General features: G+C 41.1%; 13 protein-coding genes. 12 read left to right on the top strand and 1 reads right to left on the bottom strand.

Features of this window, described 5'->3' with window-relative positions:
* Positions 1 to 60 precede the first annotated feature (60 nt).
* The 6 genes from OCK74_RS18765 (at position 61) to OCK74_RS18745 (ending at position 3121) form a co-directional block, all read left to right on the top strand.
* Entirely contained in the window at positions 61 to 675 is a 615-nt protein-coding gene (locus OCK74_RS18765) for a hypothetical protein (protein WP_279298612.1), read from the top strand.
* A gap of 78 nt (positions 676 to 753) precedes the next feature.
* Complete coding sequence (locus OCK74_RS18760) at positions 754 to 1311, top strand: TlpA family protein disulfide reductase (RefSeq protein ID WP_279298611.1); 558 nt, start codon at positions 754 to 756, stop codon at positions 1309 to 1311.
* Between the two features lie 161 nt (positions 1312 to 1472).
* Positions 1473 to 1670, top strand: coding sequence for a hypothetical protein (locus OCK74_RS18755; RefSeq protein ID WP_279298610.1), 198 nt, complete (start codon positions 1473 to 1475; stop codon positions 1668 to 1670).
* A 273-nt stretch (positions 1671 to 1943) separates the two neighbouring features.
* The gene (locus tag OCK74_RS18750) at positions 1944 to 2255 is read left to right on the top strand and encodes a nucleotidyltransferase family protein (RefSeq protein WP_279298609.1); all 312 of its coding nucleotides are present in this window, start codon (positions 1944 to 1946) and stop codon (positions 2253 to 2255) included.
* The gene (locus OCK74_RS28005; protein WP_423803168.1) at positions 2236 to 2385 is read left to right on the top strand and encodes a HepT-like ribonuclease domain-containing protein; all 150 of its coding nucleotides are present in this window, start codon (positions 2236 to 2238) and stop codon (positions 2383 to 2385) included. The genes OCK74_RS18750 and OCK74_RS28005 overlap by 20 nt, the downstream gene beginning before the upstream one ends.
* Positions 2386 to 2536: 151 nt before the next feature.
* Entirely contained in the window at positions 2537 to 3121 is a 585-nt protein-coding gene (locus tag OCK74_RS18745; protein WP_279298608.1) for a hypothetical protein, read from the top strand.
* Between the two features lie 115 nt (positions 3122 to 3236).
* Here the strand turns inward: OCK74_RS18745 and OCK74_RS18740 are convergent, their stop codons facing one another.
* A complete protein-coding gene (locus OCK74_RS18740) occupies positions 3237 to 4247 on the bottom strand; it encodes a LacI family DNA-binding transcriptional regulator (protein WP_279298607.1) in 1011 nt (336 codons plus the stop codon).
* A 268-nt stretch (positions 4248 to 4515) separates the two neighbouring features.
* On the opposite strand from OCK74_RS18740, the gene OCK74_RS18735 reads away from it, so the two are divergent.
* From OCK74_RS18735 to OCK74_RS18710, 6 genes are all read left to right on the top strand, one after another.
* Complete coding sequence (locus OCK74_RS18735) at positions 4516 to 5394, top strand: inositol oxygenase family protein (RefSeq protein ID WP_279298606.1); 879 nt, start codon at positions 4516 to 4518, stop codon at positions 5392 to 5394.
* A gap of 113 nt (positions 5395 to 5507) precedes the next feature.
* Positions 5508 to 8552: a SusC/RagA family TonB-linked outer membrane protein gene (locus tag OCK74_RS18730; RefSeq protein ID WP_279298605.1), complete on the top strand. Its 3045-nt coding sequence runs from the start codon at positions 5508 to 5510 to the stop codon at positions 8550 to 8552.
* 24 nt (positions 8553 to 8576) lie between these two features.
* On the top strand, positions 8577 to 10193 hold the full coding sequence (locus tag OCK74_RS18725) for a RagB/SusD family nutrient uptake outer membrane protein (protein ID WP_279298604.1): 1617 nt from the start codon (positions 8577 to 8579) through the stop codon (positions 10191 to 10193).
* A 111-nt stretch (positions 10194 to 10304) separates the two neighbouring features.
* A complete protein-coding gene (locus tag OCK74_RS18720) occupies positions 10305 to 12104 on the top strand; it encodes a hypothetical protein (protein ID WP_279298603.1) in 1800 nt (599 codons plus the stop codon).
* Positions 12105 to 12147: 43 nt separating this feature from the next.
* A complete protein-coding gene (locus OCK74_RS18715; RefSeq protein WP_279298602.1) occupies positions 12148 to 13128 on the top strand; it encodes a purple acid phosphatase family protein in 981 nt (326 codons plus the stop codon).
* 93 nt (positions 13129 to 13221) lie between these two features.
* On the top strand, positions 13222 to 14847 hold the full coding sequence (locus tag OCK74_RS18710) for a sodium/sugar symporter (protein ID WP_279298601.1): 1626 nt from the start codon (positions 13222 to 13224) through the stop codon (positions 14845 to 14847).
* The last annotated feature ends 287 nt before the right edge of the window (positions 14848 to 15134 follow it).

Below are 15134 nucleotides of genomic sequence, written 5' to 3'. Positions count from 1 at the left end.
TAGTCCGTAAATTAGTGTGTTGGTGGCAAGTCGAAGAACTCTATAATTTCAAAATAAACAATGAAAAAGATTTTGGTTTTAATAGCAATACTTTTTGCAACAAATGCATTTGGACAATCCACAAATGATAAAGACACCCGAGTTGTTATCGATAGTAAAAAGGCTGGGGATAATGATACGGGTATAAAAGTGATATATGTAGATAAGATATATGCAGATAAAATAAGCAATATGTATCAGCCTGCGTACTTTATAAATGACAAATTGGTGAGCCAAACTTTAGTAGCCACTTTGAATCCCGGGCTCATCGAAAGTGTCCATGTTGTGAAGGGTAGTTTGCAAATTAACAATAGAGAATATGATGGACAAATACATATAAAGACAAAAAGCCTCTATAATCCTAAACTCATTTCTTTAAACGCTTTGAAAGAAAAGTATACAAATTTGAAAGGCAAGTCAGCCATATTTATGCTTGACGGAAACATTGTAAACGCTGATTATGATAATTATGAGGTTGACGAAAATTACCTTTTAGCAATCATTGTTGATAAGGTCGAAAATTTAAAAGAGAATATTCATTTGGGTCTTATAAAAATATTGACAAAGTCTGAGGAGAATATAAAAAAGATGAAAGAAATTAGGATTCGTGGGGCAGAAGTACCAATAAGTAAATAACCTGCCACCAACTGCAGCTTTGACTACCCTGGCTTAGCAAAGCTGCGACAAATGTTGGTGGTTACTAAAAACCTAACTATGAGAATAATCTTTTCTGGACTGTTTCTACTGATTGCATTCATTTCTTTTGGACAGGCATCTATCAATCCTAAGGGCAGTGTTAATATTGACTCTTTAATGGAAGCAAATGCAAAGGCTGCAATCGGTCGACCTTTTCCTGAGTTTGAAGCCACAAACGAACATGGCAGGATCAACAAGAAAGCCTTTAAAGGCAAAGTAATTTTGGTAAACTTCTGGTTTGAAGACTGCCACCCCTGTATGGCTGAAATGGAAGCACTTAACGAACTCTATAGAAAACTTAAAGACCGCAAGGACTTTGAGTTTGTTTCTTTTACACGGGATAATGCCGAAGCCATCAATAGAGTAAAAGAAAAGTTTGGGCTTCAGTTTAAGATTTTTTCTATTAATGATGCAGAGTGTAGGCGGTTGAACCAAAACAATGGTTATCCAACCAGTATTGTAGTGGACAAAAACGGAAAGATAGCCTACCTGGTCTGTGGTGGGCCAACCGATAAAGACAAGGCAAGAGAATTTGTGATGTCCAAGCTGCTTTCAGAAATAACTAATATACTATAGCAGCAGCCGACTGAGATGGTTCAGCAATGGCGGCTGGCTGACCACCGTCTGTTTTAAAATCGCTATCGAACACCATATCTTTAACCAGGCAACGGTAACGCAGACTGCTACCACTGGCAGATACACCTGAAATCGTTAACGAAAATCTACATTCAATCAGTATGAAAACAAAACATGCAATAACATTACTCGTATTAGGCTACTGTTTAGATCTCATTGGAGCCTTTCAGAAGCTTATGCATCATCCCCAAGCTGGTACTATTTTTATTGTGGCGGCCTGTTTAAAAGTTTTGGGAGCTTTATTGTTCTTTTATAAACTTTTAACCTATCCTAAGTTTAAGGATTTTTTTAACTGGTAATGCAACAAATTAAAGGCGACCTTCTCATTTCCACCCTTTAAACATTTACCGGTTGGATTTAATCAACTTCCGCTGATACTTGGTTTTTCTGCCATGGCGACTCTATGATCATTGTCAGCTCTGAAATCATAATTAAGCGTCACACCTTTAAGTAAACAGCGGCAGATGAGACTGCTTCCATGGGCAGAAACACCTGAAAACTGTTACCCACCATTCTTCGGCTGCCCTTCCAGTCTAGCAGATTGTTCGTAAATTTGTCCTTATTGATTGCGCATGTCACTGATTGATCAATATACAAGAGATATTCAAAAACTTTGTGAACAGCACAAGGTTAGGCGCCTATATGCCTTTGGCTCAGTATTAACAGACCGTTTTAAAAAGGATAGTGACGTTGATTTTATTGTCGATTTCGAACCCTTAGATGTTAGTCAGTATGCAGACAATTATTTTGACCTCAAATTTGCTTTGGAGGATACCCTGCACCGATCGGTTGACCTCTTGGAAGAAAAAACCATTCGCAATCCATATTTTCGAAAAGCAATTGAGCATCAGCGACAATTAATCCATCCAACTCTCAAACGCTAGGAAAATAGTCGGTACCAGGAACCGTATCATTCATGGCTACGACACCGTCTCTGACGAAGTAATTTGGGGGATTATCAAAAACCATCTGCCCATCCTTAAACAAGAAGTTGAGCAGCTTTTATATGAATAGCACGTAAGGTAACATTCAGGTTTGTAGAAGCTAGGTTTCTGAACTATATTTAAACAAAAAAATGCAATTCAGCAGCAATGCATAAGTTAAGGTGCAGTATCACATACTTCCCTGCCTTAGCAAAGCTGCGACAAATGTTAACCGTATACAGATGAAAGCTTTACTTACAACCTTATTACTGATCATAACGCTGCACTCATTTGGGCAAGCCGATTTTCGACTGGATTCCAGTCGAAAAACCATTGACTCTTTATACGAAAAATTAAACGTATTAGCTAAATTGATTCGGAAAACTGATACCGACATCCCTGCTCCCCCAGACAATTACAACTATAAAATCATAAACTTTGACAACGATTCATCAGCGATATATTTTTCAAATGTTAGTGGCGAGCTGCTGTATAGAATGTTGAATAGGTATGACAAAAAAGGATTCAAATTGTGGGAAGTCAGTGAGATCTATAAATCATCAGGCAAATTGAGTTATTCGGAAGGATGGAATTGGTCATGTTTAATGCTGCCTGCAAACAATGACCCAGACCCGGATGTGATGCATTACGTAGCATTGCTTTATGAAAAGGCAAGGTTTACCTATGACAGCTTGGGGCGAATCAAAGAAAGGGTTTGGTGGTATGCACCTTTAGGTGACATTCGGAAGTATACTTACACCTATGACAGCAACAACAACCAGACCTATCAACGAACCCAGCTCGACGAAAGTTTATTTTGGGAGTGAAGACAACGCAGCCAACACCAATTTGCTGCCACCCAGTCTGCCGCCTCACGCAGAAACATCTTCAACCATCATCCCCAAAGAACAACATTGTAAACACACGCTCCTATATAGCTTTCTAATTAGTAGACTCTCTCTTCACCAACACAGATGGAATGACAATCTTTTCATTCTTGATGTTTAGCTTTTTCTTCTGAAGGGCTTTGAACAAAATGCTGGCAGCAGTCCTGCCCATTTCAAATGCTGGTTGCGATACCGTTGTTAAGGAAGGGGATAGTATGGGCGCTGTGTCCAGGTTGGAAAACGTAATTACTTTGAGTTGTCCGGGAATGGCGATGCCCAATTCCTTGCAGACAAGGTAGATCGTTGATGTCAGCCTTTCTATAGAAGCAATGATGCCATCAGGTCTGTCTTCCTGCTGCAGCAGTTTTTGCAGTACAGTGAAGTTGTATTCTGCATGGTTGGAGCATTGTACAACCGTATGCTTGGATGCTTTGATGTGGTGCTCTTTCAGCGCTTGCAGGTATCCATCTTTACGTTCATTGCTGATCATCAGGTGTTTGGAGGTAGATAGGTATGCAATGTGTTGGCATCCCCTTTCCAATAGATGCTGCGTGGCTTTATAACTGCTTTGATAATCATCAGTAACCACCTTGGCCGTTTCTGTTTCTTCCATCACTCGGTCAAAGAATACAATGGGAATATTCCGATCCCTCAAAGCCTTGATGTGGAGGCTGTTGGACGTTTCACTCGATATAGACATCAGCACCCCATCCACGCGCCCGTTTTTGATATCATTGAGGATCAGCCGCTCTTTATAAAAGCTTTCATAAGTAAGATAGATCAATACATGGTAGCCAAGGTTTTGGGCGATGCTCTCAATGCCTTTCAGGGCTTGAGAAAAAAAAGAGTCGGCAACTTCCGGGATAACAATGGCAATGGTATTACTTCTCTTTTTGCGCAGACTGCTGGCATTGGGGTTAGGGGTGTAGTTGTACTTGCGTACACCGGCCAGCACCTTTTCTTTAGTGGCTGCGCTGATTTCATGACTGTCGTTTAATGCTTTTGATATGGTAGCAATAGAGACGTTCAGTTTTTGCGCCAGTTCTTTAATGGTGATATCGCCCATGGTCGTTTCAATTAGAAGACAATCAAAGTAGAAAGCTCAACCGGAAAGGTACGAAATCGTTTTCGTAAAATTTGATGAACAGGGAATGGAACCTAATTAAAATAACTCAATTTCACATCAGATTTAAGAAACAACGACGAAGTAAAATATTCAGCTTGCCATGTTATTCTGCTATTCCTTCTTTTTTCTCAGGTAACATAGAAGCTCTGCTTTTTCATTCAACACTCCGCTGCCCTATTAACTTTTAACCATTTAAAATGAATAACCAATGAGTGCTGAAAAATTGCCCCAACTTCACCCTCTGAACAGCCTGGACGAATGGGAAGATGATGTGTTAAGACGCTATCCCGATCCGGAATCCATTGCAATGGAAAAAGATACGGAAGCCTACCGCAACTATGACAATCCCGAACGCGATACCGTAAAGGAATTTTACAGGCTGAACCATACGTATCAAACGTATGATTTTGTGCAGCAGAAAAGAGCGGATTTCCTTTCGTTCGGTAGAAAAGAAATGACCGTGTGGGATGCATTCGAATTCCTGAACCAATTGGTTGATGACTCTGATCCTGATACCGATCTGAGCCAGTTTCAACACTTGCTCCAGACTTCCGAAGCTATCCGCAACGATGGTCACCCCGATTGGATGGTGTTAACCGGGTTAATGCACGATATGGGAAAAGTTCTTTGCTTGTTCGGTGAACCGCAATGGGCTGTGGTAGGTGATACTTTCCCTGTGGGATGTGCCTATTCAGACAAAATTGTGTATCCCGAGTTTTTTGAAAACAATCCGGACTTTAACAATAAGAAATACAATACAAGGTATGGTATTTATACACCTAATTGTGGTTTAAGGAATGTTGATATGTCGTGGGGTCATGATGAGTATATATACAGCATGTTGAAAGATTATTTGCCGGAACCAGCTTTATATATGCTGCGCTATCATTCTTTCTACGCATGGCACAGAGAAGGAGCTTATGATCATTTATTAGATGATCATGATAGGGAAATGCTGAAATGGGTAAAGCTGTTTAATCCCTATGACTTATACTCAAAAAATCCTACTCCTCCTAATTGGAACGAACTACGGCCCTATTATGAAAACTTGGTAAACAAGTATTTGCCAAAAACGCTGAGGTTCTAAATTGAATTTTTTGATATCTGCAACAGGGAAACATTTTGGTTTCCCTGAATTGCCATGCCTGTGGCAAATAATATGAATTTCCAAAGGAACTTCTAACTGTCAAAATACACTTTATGTTTGAAACGAAAACACATCCAACGCTAAGCATCCGTAGGAAAAGTCAATTCTTATTGTTGCTGCTCTTTTTCTTTGTGGGTGTTACCTCTTCCATTGCGCAAGGTACACAGGAAGTAAAAGGAACCGTGGCCGACAGTAAAGGCCAACCCGCTATTGGCGTAACGGTTACAATAAAAGGAACAAACACAAAAACGTTAACCGACCAGTCCGGTGCCTTTAGCATCAAAGCGCCACCATCAGCCACTCTTACTTTTTCCGCCATCAACTTTGAGCCCATCGACGTCGCGGCTGAAGCCGGGAAACCTCTTGCTGTGGTATTAAAGGAAAAAATAGCACAACTGAATGAAGTTGTAATGGTTGGTTATGGCCGAAGCTCTCGTAAAAACCTATCCAGTGCTGTTACCTCCGTAAAGCCTGAAGATCTGAACCGGGGTGCTATTACTGATGTAGGGCAACTGTTGCAGGGAAAAGTGCCCGGCCTGAATGTTTCTACCAGCGGTGACCCTAACCGGCCTTCTGCCGTTGTTTTACGTGGTGCTTCAACCTTAAATAGTTCCCAGTCGCCATTTTATGTCATTGATGGAGTCCCCGGCGCTGATATCTCTGTTATCGCGCCTGATGATATTGCCTCCATCGATGTTTTAAAAGATGCTGCTGCTACAGCCATTTATGGTAACCGTGCTGCCAATGGTGTCATTATGGTGACTACCAAAAGAGGAAGAAAAGGGCAGTCAATAGTGGGCTATAGCGGATATATTGGTCTGGAGAAAGTATCGAATGAATTGGAAATGATGAATGCCGATGAATTGCGTGCTTTTATAACAGCTAATGGGCAGTCCTTATCTCCAAACGATGAAAAAGGAGCCAATACGAACTGGCAGAAAGCTGTGCAAAGCAACTCTGCCATTTCTCACAACCATAACTTGAGTTTCAATGGTGGTGGAGAACACAGTACCTATAGTGCCAGCTTGAACTATGTCGATAAACAGGGCGTTCTTTTAAAAAGCTCTTTAAAAAGGTTCATTGCCAGGCTGGCCATGGAACAATTTGCTTTTAATGATAAGGTGAGGTTTGGCCTGAATCTGACCAATTCACGCAGCGATGCCCAAAACGTTCCGCAGCGGAATACGGTATTATTACAAATGGTCAGTTACTTGCCAGTCTCTCCTGAAAAAAATCCTGATGGAACTTTCTTTGAAAACTTTCAGAAAACCGGTTATTTTAATCCGTTACCTCTTATAGAGTATGGCCAGGATGATACAAAGTATAATAACCTCATCGGAAGCTTTAACACACAGGTGAAACTGCCGTTTGGTCTCACTTATGATTTAAATCTTTCTTACCAGCAAGGCAATAGCTTGCATGGCGAGTATTACGGTAGTTATTACTCGAATTACAATAGCGCCAACTTCTACAATAATCCTGACCCTCCATTGGTGCATACCCTGCTCAATTTTGGTACTAATGGTTCGGCATTGAGAAATACCTATCAGAGCACAAATAAAATTTTGGAAACTTTCCTTACCTGGGATAAAAAGTTTGGCAGTCATACACTAAATGCAGTGCTGGGTTATTCTTATCAGGACAATATTGTGGGTGAAGGTTTTCAAACTACCAGCACCAACTTCCCTGTTGATAACGTAAGCTATAACAATTTGTCATTGAGTAACCCATATGCAATTACCTCCTACCGCATCAACTTTGGATCACCTGGTATTTATCAGGAAACACGCTTGATCTCTGACTTTGTCCGTTTGAATTACAACTACAAGGATAAATACCTGGTACAAGGTTCGCTTAGAAGAGATGGTAGTTCTGTTTTTGGCTCCGATAAGCAGTGGGGTTATTTCCCTGCCGTTGGTGCGGCATGGCGCATAAACCAGGAAGGTTTCATGCAGGGCCAAAAACTGTTCAGCGATTTGAAATTAAGAGCTAGCTACGGACAAGTCGGTAATTCCACAGGCTTTAATGCATATACTGCACAAATTATTTCGGGTACTTTGGGCAGCTTCTACTACAACGGTACAACTGTAAATGCATATGGACCCACACAAGCAGCCAACCCGGATTTGCAATGGGAGAAAACAGCCACAACCAACATTGGTTTGGATTTTACGATACTGCAGGGAAGATTGAATGGGTCAATTGATGTTTATAATAAGAACACAACGGGCATGATTTATAGCTACAAGGTAGATCCCATGCTTGTACCCAATGGTAATATCATTGCCAACGGCGGCAGCATGAAAAACAAAGGTATAGAACTGATGTTAAGTGGAACTCCTGTTCGGACACAGAAATTTAACTGGACAGCATCCCTGAACCTGTCGCACAACAACAACGAAATTACCAGCTTGACCAATCCTTTATTTCCTGGTGGCGACTCTGTCCGTTTGACGCAACCAGAAGGACAAGGGCAAACAGGTAGCACCTTGCAGATCTTAAAGTCAGGACGTCCATTGGGTCAGTTCTTTACTTTGAAGTATGCCGGCAAAAACGACCAGGGCGTTTCGCAGTATTATGATAAAAGTGGTAAGCCAACAACAACACCGGCAATAGGGGCAGACTATTATTACGTAGGCAGCCCTCAGCCTAAGCTGCTACTGGGCTTTACCAATACCCTGCGCTATAATAATTTTGATTTAAATATATTCTTCAGAGGCGCATTTGGAAATAAGATCTTCAATGCTACCCGGGCTGATTTGTTCAGGCCGAGCACAGCACAATTCACGAATATCTTAAAAGATGTCGCAAGCGAATCAGTGCAGGATGTAAATGCTTACCGGTATTCGAGCCGCTTTATTGAAGATGGTAGTTATGTGCGTCTCGATAATGCCACATTGGGCTACAATTTTAAATCATTCAGTCAGTATGTAAGATCGTTACGGATTTATGCATCAGTAAACAATGCATTCGTCATTACCAATTATAAAGGCATCGATCCTGAAATCAACCAGGGCGGCATTGCTCCGGGTATAGATGCAGCTAACTTCTATCCCAGGACAAGAACCTTTTTATTTGGTGTAAACGCTTCTTTCTAAAACATTCTGATAAAAAATATTGCAATGAAAAAGATATTGAATCATCTGTTCTTTCCGGCGATGCTCATTTGTTTATTAGCATCTTGTCACAAGATTGATGTTCCGATCAAAACGGAACTGACGCCGGATGTTTTCCCTCAAAATCCATCACAGTTTATACAAGCCACGGGACCGGCTTATGCTGCCTTAAGAGGCAACTATTCATTAGACTACTGGTTCATGCAATCATTGAGCACTGATGAAGCCATTTTGCCTGCCAGGGGCGGCAACTGGTATGATAACCAGAATTATATTAATCTGCACTACCACAACTGGACCAAGGACCATGGCAACACGAACGGCACCTGGAACTGGCTTTCAGTTGTAATAGGAACAACAAACCAGGCGCTTTCTATCTTAGATGAAACCATGCCTGATGATGCAAGCAAGACAGCAACTTTAGCTGAATTAAAGATGGTTCGTGCCATTGCATACTTTATGATGATGGATTTATATGGCAATGTTCCAATAGTAACCGAGTATGGTGATTTCAATCCCAAGCCCAACACGCCACGTAAGGATGTTTTCAACTTCATAGAAACTGAGGTGAAAACCAACCTTCCTTATTTAAGCCCCGCTTCTGGTACTTCTACTTATGGCCGCGCAAATAAGTACACAGCATTTGCTCTTTTAGCGAAGATGTATCTGAATGCTGAAGTGTACACCGGTGCACAGCGCTACAATGATTGCATTGCAGCTTGTGACAGTGTGATCAACTCCGGGCTTTACGCAATTGAACCCAGAAGCAGTTACTTAAAGATGTTCTATCCCAGCAATGGACCGCAAATGAAAGAGTTCATCTTTGCTATTCCTTATGACCCTGCTTTTGTAGCTTTGCCGGGAACCAATGGTTTTATGTATCATGCTCGCTACGATTTGCCACGATCAATGCAGAAAACCTTTAGCATGCCCTATACCCCCAGTGCACCGCGCAGCACCTTACCTGAGTTCTATGCTTATTTTAACGACCCCAATGATATCAGGAATCAGCAATGGCTGACGGGTCCACAGTATAATTACAACGGCACTCCGGTTACTGTATCCACTACCAAGCAAGGGTACAACCAGTTTTATACCGGTTCAGACGGGGGGGCACCTATAACATATCAGGTAACTTTAACGCCCAAAATTGAACTGCGTCAAAGTGTAACAGCATTTGATCTGGGAAATGATGAAATAGCCTGGAACCTGGGCTATCGCAACAACAAGTTTTATCCTGACAGCACTTCTACTAACAGAAACCAGAGTAATGATGTTCCTTTCCTGCGTTATTCCGATATTATTTTAATGAAAGCGGAAGCGATTCTTCGCGGCGGAACAGCTACCCTGGGACATACTCCTGTTTCCCTGGTGAATATGGTAAGGTCAAACCGTACTACCTCTCCAGCTTTATCAGCTGTTACATTAGAAGATATCTATGCAGAAAGAAACCGTGAATTCGCCTGGGAAACGTGGCATCGTAATGACATGATCCGCTTTGGCAAGTACGAAAACTCCTGGGGCTTTAAAACTGATGCAAATGCATATAAGCGTATTTTCCCGATTCCAACAGGTGCCATGGCGCTTAATCCTGCTCTGGTACAAAATCCTGGATATCAATAAAAAAGGAATGTGCTCATAGCTTAAAATATCAGGGCTGATTGCCCTGATATTTTGTTTAAATAGTTGTAGAATTACATCCCAGACTCATTTTTCTAACTGTATTAGCTTCCAATGAAAAAAATAAATCGTGGTGCCTTTTTAATGCAATCATTAAAAGCAAGTGCTGGTGTTTTGTTGACCCCTTCTTTGCTTACGAAGGCATCAGCTATGGCCCAATCTCCTTCCTTGAAAGATGATTTATTCAACCGCATGGTATTGGCTAACGATACGCAGGTGGAAAAGCTGTTGCAAACAAACTTTGATAAAAGAGAATTTAGCCGGAAGATAGGGTATGATCTGGGAACACTGGTTGCATCTTATTGCTGCGAAACTTCTAAGTATTATCATGTTCCCTCGTTGCTTGCTCCTCTTCAAAAATTATCGCAGCACCTGCTTCATGCGCAAACAGCAGATGGTACTGTAAACGTTGGAAATTTAGAGTCACCTCCCGATACTGCTTTTATAGTAGAAATTGTTACAGCGGCAGTTTTTCCGCTCCAAAAAGAAAACAGTGAAGCCCTCAGCGATTTGAAGGGTAACCTCAAAACATTTTTGCTGAAAGCCGGCGATGGATTAATAGCTGGTGGTGTACACACACCTAATCATCGATGGGTGATTAGTGCAGCTTTGGCTCGGATAAATGCCCTGTATCCAAACAAAAAATACGTTGACAGAATTGAAGACTGGTTAGGTGAAGGTATTTACATCAACAGTGATGGCAACTATCCTGAAAGAAGCCGCATATATTCTTATGTAGAGAACACTGCGTTTTTGACCATGGCCAGGTTACTAAATAAGCCATCATTGTTTGAACCTGTTAAGAAGAACCTGGATACAACGTACTATTACATGGAGCCAAACGGTGATTTGGTAGCCAACGACTCAAGAAGGCAGGACCAATATCATTTTATCCAGCCGGACCCAAACTCCCCACTCAGTATTTTAAATTACTACATGCTCTACCGTTATATGGCTATCAGGGAAAACAACAGCACTTTTGCGGCTATTGCCATAATGATGGAGCAAATGAAAGGGTTTGAAGAACGTGTTTTAAATAGAGACATGATCTATTTTTTAGAAGAACCTTTGTTGCAGAAAGAGCTGCCCGCGGCTGTCACACCTCTGGTGAATTATGAAAAATTGTTTGCCCAATCTCATTTGTTACGGATGCGCAATGGCGCAATAACAACTACTTTCTTTGGCGGTGTAGATTGGCCTATCATGATTGCTTCCGGCCGTTCTAACAGTCCTGATTTCTATTCATACAGAAAAGGTAATGCTATCTTAAAATATATGCGCTTGTCCACCAGCTTTTTCAGTACAGGTTATTTCTATAGTGAAGGACTGAAAAAAGCTGGCAACAATTATATCCTGCATAAGAAGTTGACAGTACCTTATTATCAGCCGCTTCCCAAAAAGTTTAGAAAGACGGATGGGGATTACCAATTATCGCCAAGCATTGACGACAGGTTCTGGAACAAAATGGATTTTGAACACCGGCCAACAAGCAACGTAAAAACTTTGGAAACAACCATTTCTTTAAGTGAAACAAATGGCAGCAATGAGCTCGCCTTTGAGGTCACAGGTCAGGCTGGTGTGCAAGTAACCATTGAGCTATGTTTTAAAGAAGGCGGTAAATTGATAGGTGTATCGGAGTCAGAAAATGGCAACAGCTTCCTCGAACAAGGAATGGGACAATATGAGTTTGGTGGTGATGTCATCCAATTTGGACCCGGCACAGTCAGTCAAAAGTCAATCAGGAATTTAGAAGGAGAAAGGTATAGTTCACATTTTGGAAGTTTACGTACAGAAGGTATGCATGTTTATCTTACAGGCCTTACTCCTTTTACACATAAACTCACTTTTAGTTAATAAAAGCATTGCATAACAAATTATTTTAACCGCATTTGACAAAATGAAAATAATTCTTTTTTTGTTGTTGTTCTTGATGGGATTCAATCCTGTGCAAGCACAAGTGTTGATTAGGGAAGGAGTTCATTATAATCGGAAAGATTCGATGCTGACAAAGAAGGACAGTGTCTTGAATTTTCTTGTTTTGGGTGATTGGGGTCGCAACGGCGCCGACCATCAAAAAGAAGTGGCCGTACAAATGGGTAAAACGGCAGCAGCTTTGTATGCCAGTTTCATTATATCTACCGGCGATAATTTTTATCCCAGTGGCGTCATTAGTGAGCAGGATCCTTTATTCAAATATTCATTCGAAGATATTTATACTGCTTTCTCCCTGCAATGGGATTGGTATTCTATTTTAGGAAACCACGATTATAAATCTAATCCCGATGCCCAGGTAGCCTATTCAAAAATCAGTCGCCGCTGGAAGATGCCTGCACGCTACTATGCAAAGACATTTGCCATCAACTTCGATACAACGCGACAGGTATTGATTGCTTTTATCGATACCAACCCATTGATCCCGGAGTTCTATAAAAATCCGGAATATGGTCCGAACGTTCGTACGCAGGATTCTACGGCACAAAAGAAGTGGTTAGAGGAAGTGTTGAGTAATCCATCGAAAAACATCAAGTGGAAAATTGTAGTAGGTCATCATCCGATATACACCGGGGGTAGCAGGACAGAGGGGTACGATACCAAAGCAGTTTATCGTTCTTTAAAAGGCATTCTCGACCGATACCAGGTGGATGTTTATTTATCCGGTCATGAACATAGTTTGCAACATATATTACCCAATGGAAAAACACATCACTTTATTTCAGGATCAGCTTCGGAAAAAACACCAGTAAGATTAATTCCGGAAAGCTTGATGGTTGCGTCTGAATATGGCTTTTTGACTTTTTCAGTTACAGACAACGAAATGTTGGTGCAAGCTATTGATTACACAGGAAAGGTGATCTATAAAACAAGTATTAAGAAATAAATGCAATTGCATCCCTCGTTTGTGTCACTTGATGCTTTACTGGGGCAATTAATTTTTAAGTTGTACAATTAAATATTTTGAAATTGCTGTTATATGAAATCTTTACAACTAGCTGACTATATTGTATTCTTCATTTACTTCATTGGCATATCAGCTTATGGATATCATATTTATCACAAAAAGAGATCTGCCGCGGCCAGTTCCAAAGATTTCTTTTTGGCAGAAGGGGCACTAACGTGGTGGGCTATTGGTGCTTCCCTTATCGCCTCTAATATTTCTGCAGAACATTTCATTGGTATGTCCGGCTCCGGCTTTGCATTGGGGCTAGCTATTTCTACCTATGAGTGGATGGCTGCAGCCACCTTGATATTGGTGGCTGTTTTCTTCATTCCCCTTTATCTAAAGAACAAGATATACACCATGCCGCAATTTTTAGCTATGCGGTACAATGATAAGGTCAGTACCATTATGGCGGTATTTTGGCTGCTGGTTTATGTGTTTGTTAACCTAACATCTATCATTTACCTTGGTGCGCTGGCTATTTCTTCTATCTCCGGTTTAAGTTTTGAAACTTGCATTGTTGGATTAACCCTGTTCTCTGCAGTGGTAACACTAGGAGGTATGAAAGTAATTGGTTATACTGATGTAATACAAGTTGTTGTGTTGATTATTGGCGGTTTGATAACTACATATCTTGCTTTGACTTTGTTGTCCAGGGAGTTTGGTTATGGTGGTGATGTTTTCAGTGCTCTTTCTGTTTTGCGCAAGGAAGCACCTTCGCATTTTCATATGATCTTTGCGCCTTCACACAAGTATTACAAAGATCTTCCGGGAATTTCGGTAATTGTAGGCGGAATGCTGGTGAATAACCTGGCTTATTGGGGCTGTAATCAGTACATTGTTCAGAGAGCCCTGGGGGCCGATTTGCATACGGCCCGCAAAGGAATCCTGTTTGCTGCATTTCTAAAATTGCTCATTCCTGTCATTGCTGTGTTACCCGGCATTACCATGTATGTATTACATCAGAAAGGGTTATTCCAGGCAGAAATGATGGATGCTACAGGTGTGGTAAAACCAGACCATGCTTATCCTACCTTGATGAATTTACTGCCTGCAGGATTAAAAGGTGTGGCCTTTGCTGCATTAACTGCTGCTATTGTTGCTTCTCTGGCCGGTAAAGCAAATAGTATATCCACCATCTTTTGCCTTGATATTTATCAGAAATATTTTGACAAAGAGGCATCAGAGAGAAAGCTAATTCGTGTTGGCCGGGGGGCAGTGATTGTTTCTATGGTCATTGCTGCTATCATTACGCCCTCCCTGCGTTCTCTCGACCAGGCTTACCAGTTTATACAGGAATATGTAGGTTTCTTTTCACCCGGTGTGCTGGCTATTTTTTTGCTGGGATTGTTCTGGAAAAGAACAACTGCCAATGCCGCCTTGGCCGGTGCATTGTTAACCATTCCGGTATCTACTTTATTAAAATTCTTACCTGTTTGGACAAATGGAGCTTTCCCTGATTTCCCTTTTTTAGACAGAATGTCCATTACATTTATTGTCATCACTTTATTGATGGTAATCATGAGTCTTTCTAAGCGCAGCGCGGTGACAGAGGTTATAAAAGTCGACCGGGCACTTTACCGGGTATCACCTGGGTTTGTATTGAGCTCCGTCATTATATTGGGAATATTAACCGCTTTATATACAGTGTTCTGGTAGAAAAAAATATGGTCGTTTGGTCAATGATTTAGTAAGTTCCATGCCTCTTTATGGATCTCAGCTTTCTGCAGTCAATACAGCAAGATACTGTAAGGCTTATGTACCCAAGGTTGCTATAAATGGATTGCTTTCAGCGCTTGCAGGTATCCCTTTCAATTAGAAGGCAATCAAAGTCGATCGCTTAATCAGAAAGGTACGAAATCGTTTTCGTAAAATTTGGTTTATCGTAGATTTTACGATTATTAAATCGCTCATATTCGCATCAGAATTGACGAAAGCCTAATGAT

Origin of the sequence: Paraflavisolibacter caeni, from assembly GCF_025628885.1 — a bacterium.
In the GTDB taxonomy this organism is placed as follows: Bacteria; Bacteroidota; Bacteroidia; order Chitinophagales; family Chitinophagaceae; genus Flavisolibacter; species Flavisolibacter caeni.
The sequence above is the reverse complement of the archived record's forward strand: the minus strand, read 5'-3'. Positions and strand labels throughout refer to the sequence as shown.

Excerpts from the sequence above, each read along its gene's own strand:
- OCK74_RS18765 (WP_279298612.1), top strand. The coding sequence starts at position 61 with ATGAAAAAGATTTTGGTTTTAATAGCAATACTTTTTGCAACAAATGCA.
- OCK74_RS18755 (WP_279298610.1), top strand. The coding sequence starts at position 1,473 with ATGAAAACAAAACATGCAATAACATTACTCGTATTAGGCTACTGTTTA.
- OCK74_RS18715 (WP_279298602.1), top strand. The coding sequence starts at position 12,148 with ATGAAAATAATTCTTTTTTTGTTGTTGTTCTTGATGGGATTCAATCCT.
- OCK74_RS18740 (WP_279298607.1), bottom strand. The coding sequence starts at position 4,247 with ATGGGCGATATCACCATTAAAGAACTGGCGCAAAAACTGAACGTCTCT.
- OCK74_RS18735 (WP_279298606.1), top strand. The coding sequence starts at position 4,516 with ATGAGTGCTGAAAAATTGCCCCAACTTCACCCTCTGAACAGCCTGGAC.
- OCK74_RS18760 (WP_279298611.1), top strand. The coding sequence starts at position 754 with ATGAGAATAATCTTTTCTGGACTGTTTCTACTGATTGCATTCATTTCT.
- OCK74_RS18720 (WP_279298603.1), top strand. The coding sequence starts at position 10,305 with ATGAAAAAAATAAATCGTGGTGCCTTTTTAATGCAATCATTAAAAGCA.
- OCK74_RS18710 (WP_279298601.1), top strand. The coding sequence starts at position 13,222 with ATGAAATCTTTACAACTAGCTGACTATATTGTATTCTTCATTTACTTC.
- OCK74_RS18730 (WP_279298605.1), top strand. The coding sequence starts at position 5,508 with ATGTTTGAAACGAAAACACATCCAACGCTAAGCATCCGTAGGAAAAGT.
- OCK74_RS18725 (WP_279298604.1), top strand. The coding sequence starts at position 8,577 with ATGAAAAAGATATTGAATCATCTGTTCTTTCCGGCGATGCTCATTTGT.
- OCK74_RS18745 (WP_279298608.1), top strand. The coding sequence starts at position 2,537 with ATGAAAGCTTTACTTACAACCTTATTACTGATCATAACGCTGCACTCA.
- OCK74_RS18750 (WP_279298609.1), top strand. The coding sequence starts at position 1,944 with ATGTCACTGATTGATCAATATACAAGAGATATTCAAAAACTTTGTGAA.